The sequence below is a fragment of the Pseudoalteromonas sp. MTN2-4 genome, from assembly GCF_042848605.1.
In the GTDB taxonomy this organism is placed as follows: domain Bacteria; phylum Pseudomonadota; class Gammaproteobacteria; order Enterobacterales; family Alteromonadaceae; genus Pseudoalteromonas.
Map to the genome: position 1 here is coordinate 197,837 of NZ_BTGK01000006.1, position 21,467 is coordinate 219,303.

The following is a 21,467-nucleotide window of genomic DNA, read 5'->3' on the forward strand; positions in this document are numbered from 1 at the left end:
TTATTGAGCTAAGTATACCGAAAAGTATACTTAGCAATAAGTCATTTAGGTGTCTATACCCAATGAGAACCAATTAAGGAGTGAGTTTATGACGCGTCAGTACGATGTGCTAGTACGTTTTTCAAGCCTATTTACCATGGCAGTCGTGAGTATCATGATAGCGGCAAAGGCTTGGGCTTGGTTAGCATCTGGTAGCGCGGCTATGCTGGGCTCGCTTACAGACTCCTTGTTAGATATTTCGGCATCAATGATGAGCTTTTTGGTTTTAAGCTACGCGCTCAGACCCGCTGATGACGATCACCGCTTCGGACACGGAAAAGCAGAGGCCTTGGCAGGGCTGGGTCAAGCCGCGTTTATTTCCGGTTCTGCATGCTTTTTGGCATTTCATGGTATTGAGCGTTTAATTAATCCCGTTCCTCTACCTCACTCCATGTTGGGCGTTTGGGTTAGTGGTTTCGCAATACTGTGCACATTATTGGTTGTGGCGGTTCAGCAATATGTGGTGAAGCATACAGAGTCTATCGCTGTAAAAGCGGATTCACTGCACTACAAAGGAGACCTATTATTAAATGCTGCCGTATTAGTGGGTATTTACTTGGCATCAATAGGTTATTTATTCGCAGATTCCGTGTTTGCCATTGGGGTGGCGTTCTATCTGTTATTTAACTGCTGGGAAATAGCCAAAGAAAGTGCCAACCATCTAATGGATAAAGAAATATCTGACGAAGAAAAAGTCCGTCTGGTTTCTATTATTTCAAAGCATCCAGACGTACAAGGGGTTCATGATTTAAGAACACGGCAAAGTGGCAAACTAAAATTTGTGCAATTTCATATTGAGCTCGATAAGCAGCTAAGCTTACAGCAAGCACATGCGATCTCCGCTGAAGTTTGCGATAAAATACGCGCGGTATTTGGCGAGCATATAGATATTATGGTGCATCAAGATCCGGTTGCCTTAAATGAGCGGTGTGAATCACAAAACCCATAAAACTGCTGCATCAGTGGGTGACGAATAGAATCAATTTCATTTAGCAGCTCGTGTTTCGCCATGGGAAATTCAGAAATACCGATGTCTTTTTGTTGTTGCGCCCACTTTTTTGTTGCTAGGTTATCAACAATACTATCTTGCTCTGCAAGTGCAATATGGATAGGCGTAGGGTCTAGAAGTTCAGGCAATAAAAAAGTCCAATTGAGTGCCGCTTGTAACCACGCAAAGCTTACTCCGCCTAATTGAAGATGGGCTTGATTTGCATATAACGCTCTAAAGTGCGTATATCTTTCAGCGCTATTGGTTAACTCGTTTTCAGAGAAGGGCTTTTCTACATAACTTGCTTGACCAAACGCATAATGCTGTGAAAAACCTAGACGGCATGCTGAGCGCGCTACCCAGAGTGCCACTTTACTTGGGAAAGGTGCGGTGTTTATACCCAGCATAGGCGCACATATAAAGGCACCTTGTGCGCTTACTGGGTATCTCGCCAAATAATCACAACAGATAGCGCCACCCATAGAGTGCGCTAACAAAAAATAATCGCTGCTGATTTGAGGTTTTACGATGCTTTCAATGAACAGATTTAAATCATCAGCAAAGTCTTCAAATTGCTCAATATATCCTAACTGTTGATCAGCCGTGAGACGCGCAGACTGCCCTTGGCCAATATGGTCACAGCAGTACACGGCAATATTGTTCTGATTGAGCTCCCAGATTAACTCTCTATATTTATGACTTGCTTCAATGCGGCCAGAAATCAGCACCACCGCATAATCAATATGCTCAGGCTGATGAATGGTGTAAAACAAATTGCCATTTTTACCGGCAAATTGGCTATGTGTACCCGATTGCCAATGCTGCTCTATGGTGTTGATATTGTCGTTAAGTTGATCTGAATAGCTGTAAAACGTCATAGTGGTAATGTAATTGTGACCGTTAACCCATGTGGCTGGTGGTTAGCAAAGTGAATATCACCTTGGTGGGCGAACAGTGCCCGCTTAGCAATGGCTAAACCTAAACCAATCCCACCAGATTGTCGAGCCCGAGCACTATCGGTGCGATAAAACGCATTACCAAGTTCAGTCAATGCCGCTTCATCAACGCCTTGCCCGTCATCTTTAATTAGGATTACTAGCTCACCGGCTTGTTGCATGATGTCAAATTCAATACAAGAGTCTGCATATTTGATGGCGTTTCTGGTGATATTTTCAATTGCAGAGGTTAACAAGATAGCATCACAGCTTAGTTCTATATCAGGGATCGCACTATTCAATAGTGTTTTATTGTGTTGTTGCGCTTCAAATTTGGCATTTTGAAGTAACTCTTGTAACAAGCTAGAGAGTGAGATTGGTTCAATATTAAGTTGATGATCAGCATATTCTAAGCGTGACAAGGTCAGTACATCAGCGAGCATTTTATCTAAACATTGAGACTCTCTTTCTATGCGTGCTAAATAGCTTTGCGTTGCATCATTGGCACAATCTTGTGCCATAGCATTGGCTAGGTTTAAGCGCGTCAGCGGCGTGCGTAATTCATGAGACACATCGGCCAGTAACTGTTTATGTGCTTGTATACTGTGAGTGAGCTTATCGGCCATAAAGTTAAAGTCATGAATAAGTTGACCGACTTCATCTTTACGCTGAGAGTCAGTTGGTGCACGCACATTAAGCTCGCCTTGTGCAAGGCGTCTTGCACTGCGACTTAATGTGTTCAATGGTGTAATTAAATAAATGGTCAAGAAGATGCTCAAAATCACAGAAGGAATAAATACTGCGAGTAATTTCATCCACACAGGTAGCATACGAATAGAATGAAAAAGCATAGGTCTACGCAGAGGCTTAATTTGATATAAACGGTATGCTTCTTGGTTAAGTGAAATATCAACAGGCCCGTAAGCAACAAAACGCTCAGTTCTAATTTGGCTCGGCACATTTTCATCGCCAAGATCGTTTAATACCGATAAGTTTAAATTACGGTCGTTATTTCCGGTCGCAATGGTTTTATCGATATTGTCATGCACCAACAAAATCATACTGTGGCGAGATAAACGCGGGTGATCCACAGCTTGTTGTAACGTTTTATTGTGATCTTCAACCAGCCTAACAATATTACGCTTCAAATGATTAAGGCTGTCTAGCTGTCTGCCATGAAGCGGGTCATTATCTAATAGCTCCCCCTGCAGGCGGGTGAATAAAACCAATAATAAAAAGATACAAACTATGGTCAGCCAAAATCCTGCGAATGCTTTATAAAATAGCCGACTACTAAGAGCTTGTTTAAAGTTATTCTTACTGAGCCAAAAAGACATAACCGCTGCCTCGCATGGTCTGAATACAATTCGCATCGCTATGTTGCGCGATTTTTTTGCGTAAGTTACTAACATGCATGTCAATAGAGCGATCAAATGGGGCCAATCGACGGCCCAGCACTTCTTGGCTAATCGTTTCTTTGGTAACTACTTTACCGACTTGTGTCATAAGTAGTTGTAACACGGCGAACTCAGTCCCAGTGAGTGTCAGTTGCGCTTTGTTGACGTGAACGGTTCGCGCAGCCATGTTCAGAGCAACACGGTTGTGTTCGATGATCTCAGAGATTTCAGCTTGTTTTACAAACTCGATACGGCGGGTAATGGCATTAATACGAGCCAATAATTCTCTGTGATTGAAAGGCTTGGAAATGTAATCGTCGGCACCCAACTCAAGTCCAAATATACGATCAAAATCATCGCCTTTGGCGGTTAACATGATCACTGGAGTCAGGTGAGTTTGGCGAAGCTGTTTGAGTACTTCGAAGCCATCGAGTTTAGGCAGCATGATATCAAGTAAGATGACGTCGAAGTTATCTGCTTTAGCCATTGCTAAACCCGCTTCTCCATCAAACGCTTGGCTGACAGTATGATTCTGACTTTGCAAATATTCGCAAAGCAAATTACTTAATTCAATATCGTCTTCTATTAGTAATAAATGGCTCATAATGGACCTGACAGCATAACTTCTTATCTCTAGTGTACTGATAATCACATTGTATTGCAGAACTTTACACACTCTTTACGTTCGCTTGCGTTACTTTGCATTGCAGAGAGTAAGCTTTTATATACCCAAACTACCTGAAGATGCATGCTTCAGAGCGATGTCTTCTGTTCTAGTTCGAGGAAAAGGACGCAGTGGAATGACTAGTCCTTTCCAAGTTCTTTGACGATGAAATAGAGCCGAAGACACGCTCCCTAGGGCGAGTTTGATAGACTTTCTTACTGCGTTATCCATTTTCGATTTAGAGCCACTAGATCTTCAAATTGATGCCTTGTCTGAAAGTCTATCAACTATCGCTGAATCTCGTATATTCAGGCGGTTTGGGTATAAGTTAACCCGAGAGAGAAATTAATATGAAATTATCAACTTTATTAAGCGCCATCGTTTTATCAGGCAGTATTTTAGTGTCGCTGACGGCCAACGCTAAAGGTCATTCGGAGCACCGCGGAGACTTTCTACTTTCTAAGCGCGCAGTGGCAGCACTGGATCTAACGGTCGATCAGCAAGCACAAATCAAGTCGATTATTACAGAATTAAAAGCGGATAAAAAAGATAGAAAGCTAGAGCGTAAAGAAAATCGTGAAGCATTTCGCGCTTTAGTCGAAGCTGAAAACTTTGATGAAGACAAAGCAAAAGCCCTGATTTCAGACATAAAAGCTGAGCGTTCAGAAAAAGTGTTAGCGCACCTAAAGAGCCGTCATCAGATTTGGCAAATACTGACCTTAGAGCAAAGAGAAAAGTTTACCGAGATGCGCAAAAAGCGTAAAAACAAGCAGCGTCGTCACCGCGACTAACTAGCATTTGCAAAACCTCTTCAACATAAAAAGGCGATTATCAAAATGAGATAATCGCCTTTTCCACATTCTTTCAAGCTTTTTTGCGAGTTATAGAAAGAGATTATTGAAAGAAGTCATCGTTTTTAGCCAGCATGGCTTCAATGTCTTCAATCATATCTTGTTTGGCTTGCTCATCGAGCTCTTCGTTTGCAGATATCTTGCTGGATATCTTGTTATTTTCTTCAGACCATTCGCCTAAATCAATTAACTGACAACGCTTTGAACAAAAAGGGCGGTGTGGACTTTGCTTACCCCATACGACATCGGCTTGGCAAGTCGGGCATTTTACAACTGTGGCCATCATCATTCTCTATTGACTTGGTTTGGCCACAGTGTAATTAAAACTAATGCGCTTTGCTACCTGATACTCGCACCTAGATTTGAGTATCTAGAGTTTAGAAACTGGTGACTCGATTTATTTCGGCAAGAGAAGTGACGCCTGCCGCGGCTTTTTTCAGACCTGAAATACGTAAATTGGCGAACCCTGCTTTTGCAGCCATTTCAGCGATTTGAATCGAGTTACCACCTTCCATAATAACTTGTGCGATTTCAGGCGTGATCTTCACCACTTCATATACACCAACACGGCCTTTGTAGCCTTCGGTACAGTGATCGCAGCCATTGGCTTTGTATAGCGTTATGTCGTTGATCCCTGCTTTGACAAAACCTTGGCGATTGAGTTCTTCCTCAGGCAAGGTTTCAGGTGTTTTACATTTAGGGCATAAACGACGCGCTAGACGCTGTGCGATAATCAAGCTAATAGAGCTTGCCACGTTATAAGCTGGTACACCCATATTCAGTAAACGTGTTAAGGTTTCAGGTGCTGAGTTGGTGTGAAGTGTACTCATTACCAAGTGACCTGTTTGTGCTGCCTTAATAGAGATTTCAGCGGTTTCTAAGTCTCGGATCTCACCAACCATCACCACATCTGGATCTTGACGTAAGAAGGCTTTAAGCGCATTGGCAAAGGTCATCTCTGCTTTTGGATTGATCTGAACCTGGTTGATCCCTTCAAGGTTAATTTCAACCGGATCTTCTGCGGTACTGATGTTACGCTCTGGTTTATTAAGAATATTTAAACCCGTATAAAGTGATACTGTTTTACCTGAGCCCGTTGGACCGGTTACTAAGATCATACCTTGTGGCTGCGCCAGTGCATCCATGTAGAGTGCTTTTTGTTCTGGCTCGTAACCCAACACATCAATGCCTAACATGGCGCTTGATGAGTCTAGAATACGCATTACGATTTTCTCACCCCATAACGTAGGTAGGGTACTGACACGAAAATCGATACTTTTACGATCTGAGATCTTTAATTTAATGCGGCCATCTTGCGGTTTGCGCTTTTCGGCAATGTCTAAACGAGACATAACCTTGATACGTGCTGACAAACGCGTTGATAAACTGGTTGGCGGGCTTGCCATTTCATGTAGCATGCCATCGATACGAAAACGAATACGGTATTTATGTTCGTAAGGCTCAAAGTGTAAATCTGACGCGCCTTTTTTAATGGCATCCATTAAAATCTTATTGATGTAGACAATGATAGGAGCATCATCTTTGTCTTTTTCATCGTTGGTGTCTTGCTGCTGTTGAGTTTCTTCAACATCCATACCTGAGAATTCTTTAAAGTCATCCTCACTCATGGATAGGCCGCCATTGGCATCGAATAGTTGATCTATCTTTTGCTCTAACTGTTTGTAGTCAACCACCACAATTTCACATTGTAAGCCAGTGCTAAATTCAAAGTTTTCAAATGCACCGTAATCAGTGGGATCAGAGGTAGCGATATACAGCTTGCGACCTTTTTTCACTAAAGGCAGTAAATGATGCTGGCGGATCAGCTTTTCTTTAATAAGTTCCTTTGGTAGCTGTTCAACATCAAAGTCACTAAGGTCAAACATTGGTACTCTAAAGAGGTCTAGGCATTGTTCAGCAAGCTCTTGACCTGTCATCCCACTACATAAACAGATGAGCTCTGCCGTTGATTGTGCTTCGGCTTGCTTCAATTTTAATTGTTCCGCGGTCACACGACCGAGTGTAATAAATTTCCGTAAAAGGGGAGAGTGATGTTCCATAATGCCTCTATGACGACTTGAACTTAGTTTAGCTTAGCAAAAAATATCAAAGCAAAAAATAGACCTTACTCAAAGTATTACTTTAGTGCTTAATGAATGCACATTACGAGCTGTCTAAAAATAAAGACCAATAAAGCTATTTACTTATTTCAGCTTGTTGTAAAAAAGCGTGGTGTAATTCTTCAACATCTAAAAGGACTGAACTAATTTCACGATGATTATCAAGAATTGAATCTGCCTTTTGTCGCTTATCTTCCCGTGGCATTTGTGCAGCAATAATGTTCTTTACTTGCTCAGTGCTAACTGAGTCTCTATTTGCTGTTCGTGCTAGTTGCATCTCAACAGGCACATCAACCAGTAAAGTATGGTTGCAGAGCGCATCGAGTTTGTTTTCGAAAAGTAGCGGGGCACTTAACACCACATAAGGGCTTTTGGCGTTGGTTAGCTGCTCTGTAATATTTTGACGGATAAGTGGATGCATCAAGTTATTCAACCAGTTTTTCTGCTCTGAATCAGCAAAAATAATTTCACGTAGCTTGGCCCTGTTGAGTGAACCATCGTCTAACAAAATAGCATCACCAAAGTGCTGCTTGATGGCGTTTAGACCATCACTGCCAATTGCTACGACATCTCGGGCAATGATATCGGCATCAACAATTTCAATACCTAGAGAAGCAAGGTGGTTTGACACGAGAGTTTTACCTGCGCCTATGCCTCCAGTGAGTCCTAAAATCCAGTTACTCATACTTGTTAACCTAAAAAAGCAGGCTGAAAAATTAGCCTAGAAGAGAAATGTACCAAGTTTGTATATCAGTGCCATAGAGTATCGCTAGCCAACCCGCGATAGCCAAATACGGCCCAAATGGAATAGGCGTACTGTGCTCTTTGCCTTGCACAGCTAATTGAATACTGCCAATGATGGCGCCCACAACGCTTGAGAGTAAAACTATGGTCAAAATGGCCTGCCAACCTAATAGTGCGCCAAAAATAGCTAACAGCTTAAAATCACCATATCCCATGCCTTCTTTACCAGTGAGTAGTTTAAATGCCCAAAACACGCTCCATAAACTTAGGTAGCCTACCGCGGCACCAATAATGGCTTCGCTCGGGGTAATGGTATAACCCATGACACTGACCATTAACGCCAGCCAAACTAAAGGCAGCGTGAGCTGGTCAGGCAATAGCATGTGGTCGATATCGATAAAAATAAGCGCCACGAGTACCCAAGTAATAAAAATATAAAGCAAGCCAAGCTCAGTGGCACCAAACTGCAATGCAATCCAAAGGGAGGCAAGGGCAGTCCCTAGTTCTACTAGCGGGTAACGAACAGATATTTTTGCTGAGCAACTGGCGCATTTTCCTTTTAACATCAGCCAGCCCAACAAGGGAATATTATGCCAGGCTTTAATTGGGGTTTTGCAGTGTGGGCAAGTCGAGTTAGGTTTAATCAAGTTGAACGTGTCGTTGCTTAATTTTGCTTTTTTACTTGAGTTTGTCAGTTCATCAGCCAGTGAAATACGGCACTCTTGCTGCCACTCACGTTGCATCATGATTGGCAGGCGGTAAATCACCACATTTAAAAAGCTACCAATACACAAACTCACCAAACCAACGGTCAATAGAAAAAACCACTGCTGGTTTTGCATTAAATAAATTACTTCTTGCATTAAAACGTCACTTTCTAAAAGGTAGAAAACTGGGCTTACACCACAGAGCCCAGTTGGAAGATAGGTAAGTACATGGCGATAATAAGGCCACCAACAAGCACAGCAAGCACACTCATAATTAACGGCTCTAACAGGCTAGATAGACCATCAACGGCATCGTCGACTTCTTGTTCGTAAATGTTAGCCACTTTTTCTAACATGCCATCGAGTGAGCCAGACTCTTCACCGATAGAGACCATCTGTACCACCATATCTGGAAAGAGTTTTGAATTGCGCATCGCCCAGTTCATTTGGTTACCTGAACTTACCTCGGCTTTGATTTCGGTAATGGCATTTTTATAGATCACATTACCTGAAGCTCCTGCGGCTGAATCTAATGCATCAACGAGCGGCACACCTGCTGCAAATGTGGTCGAGAGAGTACGAGCATAACGCGCTACAGCAGCTTTGTGTAAAATCATACCGACAACGGGTAATTGTAATACCAAGCGGTCGTTGAAGTGGCGTACGGCAGATGAGCGGATCAAGGCCTCTTTATACGAATATATACTCACCCCGATAACCAATAAGAATACCCACCAGGCTTCTTGCATAAATTCTGAGATACCGATTACAAATAAGGTAAAGGCAGGCAGTTCAGCCCCGAAACTACTGAAGATATCTTGGAATTGCGGTACCACAAAAATAAGTAGGATAGATGTAACTATCAGTGCGACCACCACTACCGCAATAGGGTAGAACATGGCTTTTTTAATTTTCGACTTTAACGCTTCGGCTTTTTCTTTATAAACGGCAACGCGGTCAAAAATTTTATCCAGGGCACCTGACTGTTCCCCTGAGTGAATGAGGTCGCAATAGAGCTCATCAAAATAACGCGGGTAGGCGCGCAGTGATTTCGCCAACGGCTGACCGGCTTTAACTTCATCGGCAATGGTGCCAATGAGTTTACTTAAACTTTTGTTCTTTGCCCCAGATGAAATCATTTCTAAAGACTGAATCAGCGGCACGCCCGCAGTCAACATGGTGGCAATTTGTCGAGTGAAAATCGCAATGTCTTTGGCGGTAATCTTTTGACCACCTGCACCTATACCAAATAAGGGTTTAGGCTTGCGCTTCACTTTTGATGGGGTAATACCTTGCTTACGAAGCTGGGCTTTAACAAGGGCAATACTGGTACCTGTCATTTCGCCTTCGAGCTTTTTGCCTCGGGCGCTTAAACCTGTCCATTGAAAGGTATCGAGTTTATCTGCGGTATTTTTATCTTTTTTCATAAATAACCAAAAAGGGCTGAATTAACAGCCCTTTAAGTAACTTCGTTATTATTAACGACAGTTTGCAGGTAAGAATTCAGAGTCTATACCTTCACTAGATGCTGAAGCACACTTCCAAGCTCTGATTGGAGTTAGGCTTGCAGCATTAAAACCAGCTGCAGCCATAGCTGTAGTTGCTGCTGTATTTGTATAAGGGGTTAGTGTGATCTTATTAGTTGTACCAGTAATTTGAGGGATATTTGTTGCTGTTACTGTAATTTGACCATTTTCATCAACTGATACAGCGGAAACATATTGAGAAGTAGTAGTTGTACAACCTAGTTTTTCCATAGCATCTGTTTCAGTTGGTGTTGCACTTAAACCAACTTGAGAAGTTTCAGAAATTGAAGCTTTACAAGAATTTGCAGCAAGAATTACTTCACTTACTTTTGCACGAGTCGTGTAGTTCTGGTAAGCAGGTAATGCGATTGCAGCTAGAATACCGATGATTGCAACTACAATCATTAGTTCGATTAGGGTAAAACCCTTTTGATTTTGCGTCATGATGTGTCTCCTAAAGGAAAAATGCTAACTCACCGTGGTAAGCTAGGTTATTAAATAGTTATAAAGTTTGTATCAATGGACAAAGTTTACACCCATTGTATTGCAAATTTATAGTGCTAACTCATTTAATGGGGCTACCACTATGATGGCTGTTAATTATTCAAAAATATCTAAACAATGCGCCATACATGGGTTGTTAGCGAACGTGTCACCTTTCTTAAGGCTTAACGCATTACCACCATCTCAATTAAAGTTTAGATTTTTATCTAACAAAAATCACTGATATAAGATTATCGGCAATTTTGCATTTATATAAACGTTAAACTTAATTATTTGCTACTTTAATTGTTAAACTTGATATTAACAAGAGTAAATAAGAACTAATTCTTATTTTAAGATCTAGAACTAATTATTTAATACTGGCAATGATATATATTAACTTATATCTCGAGGAAAAAATTAATAATTTGTTACCAGTATATCAAAACTCGCTCATTAAATTCTCTTTAAAATCAATTGTCAACATTTATGCACTTATCATAGATTACAGTCAATTACACTGACGTGTTATTGAAGCGCATTGATAGGTCGATACTTTGCACATTTTTGGTCAGAGCACCACTTGAAATGTAGTCGACACCCGCTTGCGCGTATTCTGCTAAGATTTCTATGGTCATATTACCCGACACTTCAAGTTTAGCGCGCTGTGCTGTCACTTCTACGGCTTGTTGAATTTGTGGCACGCTAAAGTTATCTAGCATGATGATGTCGCAACCAGCTTCAATGGCTTGCTGTAGCTCGTCTAGATTTTCAACTTCTACTTCAACTGGTTTAGCTGGGTGATTCAGTTTAGCTTGTTTAACTGCAGCTGCAATGCCGCCGCAAGCTGCAATGTGGTTTTCTTTAATTAAGAATGCATCAAACAAACCAATGCGATGGTTTTTACCGCCACCACAAGCCACAGCATATTTTTGTAATGCACGAAGACCCGGCACTGTTTTACGTGTATCAAGGAGTTGGGTATTACTGTTAGTTAGTGCTTTTACATAATGAGCTGTAGTTGTTGCGGTGCCTGAAAGCGTTTGTACAAAGTTCAGGGCAGTACGCTCAGCGGTTAAAATGGCACGGGCTGAGCCTTTAGCAGTAAAGAGTTGGCTATTCGCAGCAACAAAATCCCCATCATTGACGAGCACTTCAACCTCAACATTTGCATCAACCTGTTTAAATACTTCTAAAATTAGGTCTTTACCACAGAAAACACAGTCTTCACGGGTGATCACATAAGCGTTCGCTTGCTGCGCTTCAGGAATTAACTGCGCTGTGATATCACCATCGGCAGCCGATTGAAAGTTAAGGTCTTCATTTAAAGCTTGTGTGACTAATTCACTAATAAGAGCAGGCGTAAGAAGTTGGTTTTGCATACTAAGCGTCACTTATGTTGTCTAATTGCATTGTGCGAGAACTAAATTTTACTGCTTCCAAGAGTTTAAGACAATCGCGCTAGTGAAATTTCATAAAGCTTGTTAAGGTTAGCTTATTATCGAAGCAAATGGTTTTAACCGTGAAACACACAGAGTTTTGCTTGCCACATTCAAGCTTTAGGGTGATGCAAAGGCCTTGTACTTTTTTTGATGAGAGACCGAATGAGCAAGATGTGAACTTGCTGGTGGTTCATAATATTTCTTTGCCCGCGGGGGAATTTGGTACTGAACATGTGGATGCTCTATTTATTGGTAATATAGATTGTGCTGCACATCCTAGCTTTACCGATTTAGAAGGGCTAAAAGTGTCAGCGCACTGCTTTATTAGGCGAGATGGTCAAGTGCTGCAGTATGTGCCATTTAATAAGCGAGCATGGCATGCTGGCGTGTCAGAGTTTAAAGGTCGACAAAGGTGTAATGATTTTAGCATTGGTATTGAATTAGAAGGCACAGATACAACGCCTTATACCGATGCACAATATGTCGCTTTGACTGCGTGCACGCGTTACATCATGCAGCTGTATCCTGACATTACTCCAGATCACATCGTTGGCCATTGTGATATTGCTCCAGGTCGAAAGACAGATCCTGGAGAAGCTTTTGATTGGCATAAATTTTTTAAGTTGTTAAGTGAATGAGTAAATTATGATTTTGATCTCAATAATTTTAGCGCTGGCCATTGAACGGCTGGGTGCCAGAGATGCACATTGGCAGATTGATCATTATAGTAAAGGCTACCTCAATATGAGTCAGTCACTATTGCAGAATAATTCATTATTAAAATCGCCATTTGCGTTTGCACTATGGGTCTTATTGCCAGCTTTAGGCGTTTATTTTGTCATGGATTTTGCCGGCTTCTTTCTCTTTGAGTTGGCATTAAATGCGCTATTATTACTTGTCTGTTTTGGCTGTGCTAAACCGCGCGCTTTGTATAAGGGCTATTTAAATGCGCTTACGCGAGGTGACAGTGAAGGTGCAACTTTATATGCACTTCAGTTAGGCCAACACCGTACTGAAGATCAACAAGGCGGTGAGTGGGTGGGTCAAACGCTAGCTTGGGTTAACTTTAGACACTACTGTGCGGTAATCTTTTGGTTTGTTGTGTTTGGTTCGCCGGGAGCTGTGATGTACGCTGTGACGCGCAGCTTATTCGATCAAGCTCAGCAAAGTGAACAAAGTGTACTGACTTCGCGCAGTAGCGTATTGGCCGATATGCTTTATTGGTTGAATTGGTTACCGGCACGCATTACCAGTTTTGGTTATCTGATCATTGGTAACTTTTCAAAGGGCACAGGTTGTTGGCTAAAATATGCGTTAGATTTCAAGACCCCAAACCGTAAAGTCGTGACCAGTACAGCGCTTGCTGCAGAGCAAATCGAACAGCAATACGCGGGCTGTACTTACGAAGCCACCTGTATGATGCGTTTGGTTAAGCGTAATATTTTGTTTTATTTGGCACTGATAGCCTTGCTTACATTGTTTGGTGGCGTTGCTTAAAATGTCTTACTCAGACTATGAGTCATAATTACATAAGAAGCGACTTAAACCAAAGTCGCTTCTTTTCTGTCATTTTTTCGATTAAGTTATCTTCAACCTCAAGTGTTGAGATCACTTCATCGGTAATATCGATAAGATCACAGACTCCTGCAACATTCCACAATGACTCTTCTAAATCTTTTGCCTTGTGAAGTGCATAATGGCTTACATACTTCAGCTCATTCGCTAAGTAGTCTGTATCTGGGCGACCTGTTTTTGATACCTGTAGTTGGAAAACAAATAAGATCTCTTTTCTGAGCGCTTTTTTGATAAATAAAAACAGGCTATCAAGTGAGTCTTCATCCCTCAAAATTTGGCTTTTGACGGCGTCAGCTAGGGTTTTTTTGTCTGGATCAAAACGCATAAATAGGGTGTATTTTAGCGGCTTGTCTTGTCGTGTTTGTTTACGTAGCGCTTCTGAAAGTTCATCTTCAATAAACTTAGCAGGAAAAACCGGCGCGATTTCTATTTGCTCATCACCGCTTTGGTTTAAGTGCTCTAAAACTTTGTGCAGCTTGGTAGAGTATAGGCCTCGGCCGACAGCACCAATGTTAAAGTGTGCTGACTCTTTATGTAAGTACAAAGGAAACTGGCACACACTCTTAGTGATCATATTACGCAGTGCCGTCGATAACCCTGGGATCTTTGGTGTCTCCTCACACGCTTGCAGTTTGCTCTTGTTTTTATCAATGAGTTGCGTAAAAAACTCAATAGCAGGGTGCTTATTTTCAGATACCCTATGCACCTTTAAATTGATGATTGTTTTTGATTTACTGACCGCCATGACTTGATAGCGTAAGTGTTTTAAATCATGTTTCTTGGTGATTTTCTGTAATTCTGGCAAGTCGATATAAACTAAGTCACCTTTTTTTGCATCAGTTGGCGAATAAAGCTCGACCTGCAGGCCCATAACAGACAAATCACGGGTGTTGCCTTCGATTACATTTTGGCTGTTGGCATGAAAAATAGTGCCTGTTTTATAGAGGTAGCGTTTATGCGCGCGCAGATTTACATATTCTAGCGCCACAACTTCCAGCGATGGCGGAGTTGATGACTTACCATGGCCAAAGTGTTTGAGTAAATTGACTTGCCCAGCATCATATTGATGCTTTTTATATTCTGCGGTGCGACGCGGATCTGTAATGTCAGTCAGTAGCATCAGGTTTTGTACGTCTTGAATAAAGCCCTGTACTCGAGGTGTTGGCCTTTTATTCAATTTTTCGAGCGACTTTCCGGCACTGGCAGGAAGTGATAGCGGAATAAAAGCATCTTCATGGTAGCTAGGCATAATCTGTACTTTAAAAGCGCGCCAGCTGTCTTTTCGTGCGCCAAATCCAAAGAATAATGGGTTAAGACTGGGTTCTTGTTTTAGTTCGAAATCAAAGGCCGAATAATAGTAAATTTTACCGCCGTTTGAGTGAGTAAAAGTATATAAAACCGCTTCTTTTACTTGGCTATGAAGGCTATTCAAGTAGGCCAGTCGCTTTTGATTAAAAATACTATACAAGCACGACTTTTTTCTTTCATCTTCAAAGTAATAATGAATGAAAGCATTGTTCTCGTTGGTCAGCACCATTGAAGGGAGTGTGAGTTTGTCTTTGACCTTGCTGAGAAAAACAAACAGTGAGCTGACTCGTGGCAAGTAGTATTGTTCATAGCCTTTGCATACGACCGCATCCATGGTGTTATCTAAATTAATTTTATATCGGCGCTTGTTACCGTGTATGAAACTATTTAAGAATTCATCAAAGCCCTGATTGTTCTCAACAAAGGTACGCTTTAAACGCACAAATTGATATTCATTATTTACAGGCTCAACAGCAACGACTTCATATTGAATACCACCTTTAAGACCTAGCTCAAAATCTTGTTCAAGCCCTACTAGTCGAATACTCAGTAATTGGCCTTTCTCAAACACGGCTTTCGAATGTACTTTGATCTTTGCACCGCTTAGTGAAATATCTGATGTATTGGCAGAAATAATATTTTTCTTAGATATCTCAACCGTTATCTTGATTGAGTAATTCATTCGCTCTTCAATACGACTTTCATAAGAAGCGAATTTGATTAACTTTGCCCCATGCGTGAGAACGGGCGTTGGCGTGTCTGCATCATCTTGCGCTTGTTGTTGCGCGCGCTTTTGCATGACTCTATAGTTATTATCGGTATGCGTGACTGCTTCATAAACCGCGAGTGTATACTTACCGTGCTTAGCAATTTCTTGCTCAAATACTGCGATGGCTAAGTCGTCCATAAAGTGCTGCTTACCATCATGAATATAAGGTTTTACTTCACCAGAAACCTGCCCGCGTAAATCGATAAACCGTGCGATAGGTTGGGAGAGGCGAGACATCTCCATTTTGATCAAAAACTGATCGGGCTTAGACAGGTGGGCTGTTTTTTGCGCAAAGAGCCCATCAAAGCCAGGCGAGCCTAACTGTTGCTTGAGTTCTTCTATCAAAGGTTGATATTGTTGCAGCTTATCTTCAGCCATATAAAACCATTTTACTTACCGTGTTTTGTAATCGTACAAATACCGGCATTAATTTTTCTTTTAGATTTCTTAGTTAATACTATGACAATAATTAGACATAGTTAACTTATTCTTGAGCAATAAATGAGTAAAGTGCCAGATTTATATGACAAAACTGAATATAATTTTACTCAGTAAATTTTAAAGCAAAAAGTGTGCCTTAGTATGGGAAAGAAAAAAACAGCATTTGTATGTAGTGAGTGTGGTGCCGAATTTGCCAGATGGCAAGGGCAGTGCTCAGAATGTAAAGCTTGGAATACCGTCACTGAATTTAGGGTGCCCAGTGTTAAGTCAGCACCTCGCAGCTCAGCGATGGCAGGCTATGCGGGCATGGTTGATGCTAAGGTACAGACGCTTGATGAAGTAAACCTTGAGAGCTTACCGCGTTTTTCGACTGGCTTTAAAGAGTTTGATCGTGTGCTTGGCGGTGGTGTCGTTCCCGGCAGTGCGATTTTGATCGGTGGCTCACCGGGTGCAGGTAAAAGTACCGTTTTACTGCAAACCATGTGTTTACTTGCCGAGTCGATGAACACTTTGTACGTCACGGGTGAAGAGTCACTGCAACAAGTTGCCATGCGTGCCCACCGTTTGGGGCTACCAACTAACAAATTGAAAACACTTGCAGAAACCAATGTTGAGACAATTTGCCAACTGGCTTTACAAGAAAAGCCGAGTATCATGGTGATTGACTCAATTCAGGTGATGCATATGAGCGATGTGCAATCGGCGCCGGGCAGTGTCTCACAAGTACGTGAAAGTGCCGCTTACTTGACGCGCTTTGCGAAACAGAATCAAGTCGCCATTATTATGGTAGGTCATGTAACCAAAGACGGCACTTTGGCGGGCCCTAAAGTATTAGAGCACTGTATTGATTGTTCTATTTTATTAGAGGGCAGTAGTGACAGCCGTTTTAGAACATTACGCGGTAATAAAAACCGCTTTGGTGCAGTGAATGAATTAGGCGTGTTTGCTATGACAGGGCAAGGTCTGAAAGAAGTATCTAACCCATCGGCTATTTTCTTGAACCGGGGTGAAGAGCAAACACCGGGTTCTTTGGTTATGGTTATTTGGGAGGGCACACGCCCGCTACTTGTTGAAGTACAAGCCTTGGTTGATTATTCCCAGCTAGCTAACCCGCGCCGTGTTACCGTTGGCTTAGAGCAAAACCGTTTAGCGATGTTATTAGCCGTATTGCATCGCCATGGCGGTTTACAAGTTTCAGATCAGGATGTGTTTGTTAATGTGGTCGGTGGCGTTAAAGTGTCTGAAACCAGTGCTGACTTGGCTTTGATCACCGCGCTGGTATCGAGTTTTAAGAACTTCTCACTCGATAGACAACTGGTCGTTTTTGGCGAAGTTGGACTAGGTGGAGAGATTCGTCCTGTACCAAGTGGTCAAGAAAGATTAAGAGAAGCCGCGAAACATGGTTTTAAACGTGCTATTGTACCTAATGCCAATAAGCCAAAAGAGCTTATTGAAGGGATGGAAGTTATAGGCGTGAACAGTCTAAGCGAAGCCCTGGACGCGTTATTTTAATCAGGAAGTTAAAACATGAAAAAACCGCTTATCGCGATTGCTGTTATTGGCACAATAGCAGCGGGTTACGGTGTAACTCAATACAAAGCCAATGAAAAGCTAAATAACGAGATTGCCAAGCAGATCTCTGTTTTTGAAGAAACATCTGGTTTTTCTGTTGATTACAAAGAAGCAAATTACTCATTGCTTAGCCAAGAAGTTAGTTTGAAAGACATTCAGTTTAAAGGCCCTGAAGGTGAAGACCTTGCAGTGATTAACCAAATTATCATTGAAGGCTATGAAACTGACAAGATTAGCCCATATACATCAATGGACTTACAAGGTTTACGTTTAGCGCAGCCTCTGATTGAGCAAGCACAGCAAACGGCACCTTCAGAGTTATTAAATGCAAGCTATGACATCACTTCAAGCTTAAAGTATGACGAAGCCAGTGGTAAGAGTGACTTCGACATTGGCTTTGTGGCTGGTGAAGTTGCCTCTATGGATATGGCCTTCTCGTTAGGTAACTCACAGTCACTGATGGAAGTGTCGCTTGAGTCGCAAAAACTTCAATCTCAAAGCCCACTGACAATGGAGCAAGAGCTTCAACTTCAAAGTAAAATGATGATGGCAATGCAAGAGCTGCAACCGCAATCATTCAACTTTACTTTTAATAATAAAGGTCAGTTTGACACGGTTGTTGAGAAGCAACTGTCTGCGGTTCAACTAGATAAACTGACGTTTGTACAACAAGCACAGATGCAAGTAGATATGCTGCCGCTTGCTGAAGATTCAAAGTCTGAATTAATGAACTTTGTAAATGGCTTAAATAGCTTAAATATTTCAATGCAGCTAAACGAAAACAAAGCAGTATCGCAACTTGCAATGGAATTGGCTGGTTTAGCTCAGCAGCCAGAAAAGTTAGCAGAGTTCCTTAACTTACAAGTTAAAGGTAGTTAAGCAACGGCATAACTTTAGCTTAATATTAAAAAAGGCTTCAAATTTGAAGCCTTTTTTGTTGCTGTTATTTTTATACCCAAACCACCTCAAGATACGAGATTTAGCGAGAATTGATTGGCTGTCAGACAAGGCATCGATTTGAAGGTCTAGTGGTTCTAAATCGAAAATTGATAACACAGTATGGAAGCCAATCAAACTCGCCCAGGGAGCGTGCTTTCAGTCCTATTTCATCGTCAAAGAACTTGGAAAGGACTCTTCATTACACTGCGTTCTTTTCCTTGAACTAGAACAGAAGGCAGCGCTCTGAATCATGCATCTTGAGGAAGTTTGGGTATAGTTTTAATCTAAGCTGTTATAGACACGTTTGTTTTCTTCTTTGCTCAGTAACAATACTTCTGTGCCACAGATCATATCTTGCAGCGCACGCTTTTGTTTAAAGTCGACGAGTAGCAGTAAATTACCTAAGCCTAATAGTGCGAATAAACTACGTGCCATGGCTTTTGGCCAAGACAGCAATTGACCATCGGGTGTTTGAACTTTTAAACGCCATGCTCGCATACCAATGGTTTGACCGCTTTTAGTCCAGAAGTAGCTGAAAAAAATCATACTGACTAAAACTAATAATACACTTCGAAGACCGTACAGCAGAGGAGTTGATTGAATCAGTGCAGACACATCCTCATGATCGCCCAGTGAAATCATACCTAACGAAATAAAGCCCTGAATAATTAGCAGATAAGCCACGGTAGTTAGCATAGCGAACGCGATCACGACCAAACCGTCATACATTAAAGAAGCAAGTCGGCGCATTAATCCAGCGCGAGGAAATTCAGACATCTTAGCCAACACTTAAATAAGAAAATAATGCAGCTATTTTACACAAAGCCAATGAAAATGGCGAAACTGCTGTTTATAAAAGTTAAGCGATTAAAATATCAGCAGTTAAATGGAGCAATAAAAAAATTGCTTGCTCCCACTAGGGGATATTTGTATAGTGTTTTGCACAGAGATGAGGGCATAGAAAAAAAGCCTGAGCTCAAAGTGGTTTTTCTTTATTTTCTCTTGGTTAGAAGATCAAAGAAAAATTATGCCAGTGTGATGGAATTGGTAGACATGACGGATTCAAAATCCGTTGCCTTCGGGCGTGGCGGTTCAAGTCCGCCCACTGGTACCACTTTTTATATAACCCTAACCGTTTGGTTAGGGTTTTTTTATGCCTGAAATTTATTATTACTTTATTTTTTTGATGTTTAACACTGGTGAACTCGAGCGCCACGCATATGGCGCTAATATAGGTTAACAGCCTGCCAACTGGTACCACTTTTCTAAACCCTAGCCGATTGGTTCGGTTTTTTTATGCCTGAAATTCACTTAACAAAAAGCATCGATAAATAACGCGGCTTCATCTAAACTTTTTTAGCTTTTAGCTTTTAGCTTTTAGCTTTTAGCTTTTAGCTTTTAGCTTTTAGCTTACAAAGTCTCACTATACTCAGTAAGCACTTGCTCAACCCAATTGGCAATGCGTTCGTCACTTTTTTCGTACTGGCTGTCTTCATCTAAAGCTAAGCCAACAAAGTGCGACTTATCTTCGGTGAGTGCTTTTGAGGCTTCAAACTCATATTCATCGTTATTTGGCCAGTAACCTAAAAATGTCACACCTTGGGGGGCGATTTTATCGTGCAGCATGCCAAGTGCGTCTTGGAACCATTGGCCGTAACCTTGCTGATCGCCCATACCGAATAGCGCGATGGTTTTACCTGTTAGGTCGACGTTTTCAATGTCGTCCCAAATTGATTCCCAATCTTCTTGCAATTCACCAAAGTCCCATGTCGAAATACCGAAGATTAAAAAATCGAAATTTTCAGCGTCTTTTAAGTTCACATCTTTAATGTTGAACATAGATAGGGTGTCTTTGCCGATGATGTCTTGAATTTTTTCAGCGGCCATTTCGGTGTAACAGGTGGTTGAACCATAGAATAAGCCAATTTGCATGCGGTTTATCACTTCTTATAAGGCTGATATGATGGGGCAAATTTTACCTGATGACACTTTAAATTGATACAGGCGACCAGTGAGCGATTTAGCAGATTTTGAAAATGACATAACCGAGCAAGAAGATGTGATAGAAGCATTTATCGATGTGCTTTTTCTTGAGCATGGCTTGAGTGAAAATACCTTAGCTGCTTATCGCACCGATTTAGAAAAGTGCGATGCCTTTATGAGAGCAGAGCAAGGCAGAGAGAATCTGCTTGAAGTAACGCAACAAGATATTGAGCAATACTTGGCGCACCGAGTCGATTTGGGTTTAAAGCCTCGTAGCACCGCCAGAGCGATAAGTGCATTAAAGCGGTTTTATTTGCATTGGGTGAAGACGCAAAAAATTTCAGCGTCACCTATGGTTAATATTGCATTACCAAAAACTGGTCAGGCAATCCCTAAAACACTCACTGAAAACGAAGTTGAAGCCTTGCTTGATGCGCCTAATGTTGAAGACCCCATGGGGCTTAGAGATAAAGCCATGTTAGAGCTTTTATATGCAACAGGCCTGCGTGTCACCGAGCTGGTGGGTTTGCGTATGGAGCAAATTAACTTGCGCCAAGCTGTGGTGTTAGTGCGTGGTAAAGGTGGTAAAGAGCGCATGGTGCCGATGGGAGAAGAAGCGCAGCACTGGATAGAGTTATTTATACAGCAAGGTCGTGCTTTAATGATTAAGCATGCCACTGATTTTGTTTTCCCATCAAAACGTGGGATAGGTATGACTCGTCAAACTTTTTGGCATAGAATCAAACACTATGCTATTTTGGCAAACATAACGTCGCCATTATCGCCACATACGTTACGTCATGCCTTTGCAACACATTTGTTGAATCATGGTGCTGACTTACGAGTCGTGCAAATGATGCTGGGCCACAGCGACTTATCGACGACACAAATTTATACCCATGTAGCGAGCGAAAGGTTGAAATCGCTGCATCAAGAACATCATCCTCGTGCGTGATGGAATTTTTTTGAATTTATCCGGTCATA

General features: G+C 41.6%; 21 protein-coding genes and 1 tRNA gene. 8 read left to right on the top strand and 14 right to left on the bottom strand.

The window, feature by feature from the left end:
• Positions 1–88: 88 nt before the first annotated feature.
• Entirely contained in the window at positions 89–988 is a 900-nt protein-coding gene (locus ACGHEH_RS15255) for a cation diffusion facilitator family transporter (protein WP_390446870.1), read from the top strand.
• On the opposite strand, the gene ACGHEH_RS15260 is transcribed toward ACGHEH_RS15255, so the two are convergent.
• The 4 genes from ACGHEH_RS15260 to ACGHEH_RS15275 form a co-directional block, all read right to left on the bottom strand.
• On the bottom strand, positions 940–1,905 hold the full coding sequence (locus tag ACGHEH_RS15260) for an alpha/beta fold hydrolase (protein WP_390446873.1): 966 nt from the start codon (positions 1,903–1,905) through the stop codon (positions 940–942). The two genes, ACGHEH_RS15255 and ACGHEH_RS15260, sit on opposite strands and share 49 nt — an antisense overlap.
• Entirely contained in the window at positions 1,902–3,299 is a 1,398-nt protein-coding gene (locus tag ACGHEH_RS15265; protein ID WP_390446876.1) for an ATP-binding protein, read from the bottom strand. The genes ACGHEH_RS15260 and ACGHEH_RS15265 overlap by 4 nt, the downstream gene beginning before the upstream one ends.
• Complete coding sequence (locus ACGHEH_RS15270) at positions 3,280–3,963, bottom strand: response regulator (RefSeq protein ID WP_390446879.1); 684 nt, start codon at positions 3,961–3,963, stop codon at positions 3,280–3,282. Before ACGHEH_RS15270 ends, ACGHEH_RS15265 begins: the two co-directional genes overlap by 20 nt.
• Before the next feature lie 117 nt (positions 3,964–4,080).
• Positions 4,081–4,254, bottom strand: a complete 174-nt coding sequence (locus ACGHEH_RS15275; RefSeq protein WP_349284518.1) for a hypothetical protein — start codon at positions 4,252–4,254, stop codon at positions 4,081–4,083.
• A gap of 119 nt (positions 4,255–4,373) precedes the next feature.
• Here ACGHEH_RS15275 and ACGHEH_RS15280 point away from each other — a divergent pair, with 119 nt between their 5' ends.
• Positions 4,374–4,814 (top strand): Spy/CpxP family protein refolding chaperone, encoded by a 441-nt coding sequence (locus ACGHEH_RS15280; protein WP_390446883.1) that lies wholly within the window; start codon positions 4,374–4,376, stop codon positions 4,812–4,814.
• Between the two features lie 103 nt (positions 4,815–4,917).
• Here the strand turns inward: ACGHEH_RS15280 and yacG are convergent, their stop codons facing one another.
• From yacG to nadC, 7 genes are all read right to left on the bottom strand, one after another.
• Positions 4,918–5,157, bottom strand: a complete 240-nt coding sequence (gene yacG / locus ACGHEH_RS15285) for a DNA gyrase inhibitor YacG (RefSeq protein ID WP_390446974.1) — start codon at positions 5,155–5,157, stop codon at positions 4,918–4,920.
• Positions 5,158–5,251: 94 nt separating this feature from the next.
• A complete protein-coding gene (pilB, locus tag ACGHEH_RS15290) occupies positions 5,252–6,934 on the bottom strand; it encodes a type IV-A pilus assembly ATPase PilB (protein ID WP_390446886.1) in 1,683 nt (560 codons plus the stop codon).
• 136 nt (positions 6,935–7,070) lie between these two features.
• Entirely contained in the window at positions 7,071–7,679 is a 609-nt protein-coding gene (gene coaE, locus ACGHEH_RS15295; protein WP_390446889.1) for a dephospho-CoA kinase, read from the bottom strand.
• Between the two features lie 31 nt (positions 7,680–7,710).
• A complete protein-coding gene (locus ACGHEH_RS15300) occupies positions 7,711–8,601 on the bottom strand; it encodes a prepilin peptidase (RefSeq protein ID WP_390446892.1) in 891 nt (296 codons plus the stop codon).
• Between the two features lie 35 nt (positions 8,602–8,636).
• Positions 8,637–9,872 (bottom strand): type II secretion system F family protein, encoded by a 1,236-nt coding sequence (locus tag ACGHEH_RS15305; RefSeq protein WP_390446895.1) that lies wholly within the window; start codon positions 9,870–9,872, stop codon positions 8,637–8,639.
• 51 nt (positions 9,873–9,923) lie between these two features.
• Entirely contained in the window at positions 9,924–10,415 is a 492-nt protein-coding gene (locus ACGHEH_RS15310) for a pilin (protein ID WP_390446898.1), read from the bottom strand.
• A gap of 554 nt (positions 10,416–10,969) precedes the next feature.
• Positions 10,970–11,836 (bottom strand): carboxylating nicotinate-nucleotide diphosphorylase, encoded by an 867-nt coding sequence (gene nadC / locus ACGHEH_RS15315; RefSeq protein WP_390446901.1) that lies wholly within the window; start codon positions 11,834–11,836, stop codon positions 10,970–10,972.
• Positions 11,837–12,021: 185 nt separating this feature from the next.
• Between nadC and ampD the strand changes: the two genes are divergently transcribed.
• Positions 12,022–12,534 carry a 1,6-anhydro-N-acetylmuramyl-L-alanine amidase AmpD gene (gene ampD / locus ACGHEH_RS15320; RefSeq protein WP_390446977.1) on the top strand — a complete coding sequence of 171 codons (513 nt, stop codon included), beginning with the start codon at positions 12,022–12,024 and terminating at the stop codon, positions 12,532–12,534.
• A 7-nt stretch (positions 12,535–12,541) separates the two neighbouring features.
• Positions 12,542–13,393 (top strand): beta-lactamase regulator AmpE, encoded by an 852-nt coding sequence (gene ampE / locus ACGHEH_RS15325; RefSeq protein WP_390446904.1) that lies wholly within the window; start codon positions 12,542–12,544, stop codon positions 13,391–13,393.
• Between the two features lie 28 nt (positions 13,394–13,421).
• Here ampE and ACGHEH_RS15330 read toward each other — a convergent pair whose 3' ends face one another.
• Complete coding sequence (locus ACGHEH_RS15330; protein WP_390446908.1) at positions 13,422–15,926, bottom strand: PilZ domain-containing protein; 2,505 nt, start codon at positions 15,924–15,926, stop codon at positions 13,422–13,424.
• 204 nt (positions 15,927–16,130) lie between these two features.
• Here ACGHEH_RS15330 and radA point away from each other — a divergent pair, with 204 nt between their 5' ends.
• Both radA and ACGHEH_RS15340 read left to right on the top strand, forming a co-directional pair.
• Positions 16,131–17,501, top strand: coding sequence for a DNA repair protein RadA (gene radA / locus ACGHEH_RS15335; protein WP_138479877.1), 1,371 nt, complete (start codon positions 16,131–16,133; stop codon positions 17,499–17,501).
• A 15-nt stretch (positions 17,502–17,516) separates the two neighbouring features.
• A complete protein-coding gene (locus tag ACGHEH_RS15340; protein ID WP_390446913.1) occupies positions 17,517–18,440 on the top strand; it encodes a hypothetical protein in 924 nt (307 codons plus the stop codon).
• Between the two features lie 339 nt (positions 18,441–18,779).
• Here ACGHEH_RS15340 and ACGHEH_RS15345 read toward each other — a convergent pair whose 3' ends face one another.
• Positions 18,780–19,277: an RDD family protein gene (locus ACGHEH_RS15345; protein WP_390446916.1), complete on the bottom strand. Its 498-nt coding sequence runs from the start codon at positions 19,275–19,277 to the stop codon at positions 18,780–18,782.
• Between the two features lie 252 nt (positions 19,278–19,529).
• Between ACGHEH_RS15345 and ACGHEH_RS15350 the strand changes: the two genes are divergently transcribed.
• A tRNA-Leu gene (locus ACGHEH_RS15350) sits at positions 19,530–19,614 on the top strand.
• 296 nt (positions 19,615–19,910) lie between these two features.
• Here the strand turns inward: ACGHEH_RS15350 and fldB are convergent.
• A complete protein-coding gene (fldB, locus tag ACGHEH_RS15355) occupies positions 19,911–20,432 on the bottom strand; it encodes a flavodoxin FldB (RefSeq protein ID WP_390446919.1) in 522 nt (173 codons plus the stop codon).
• A gap of 79 nt (positions 20,433–20,511) precedes the next feature.
• On the opposite strand from fldB, the gene xerD reads away from it, so the two are divergent.
• Positions 20,512–21,438, top strand: a complete 927-nt coding sequence (xerD, locus tag ACGHEH_RS15360; protein WP_390446922.1) for a site-specific tyrosine recombinase XerD — start codon at positions 20,512–20,514, stop codon at positions 21,436–21,438.
• Positions 21,439–21,467: the final 29 nt, after the last annotated feature.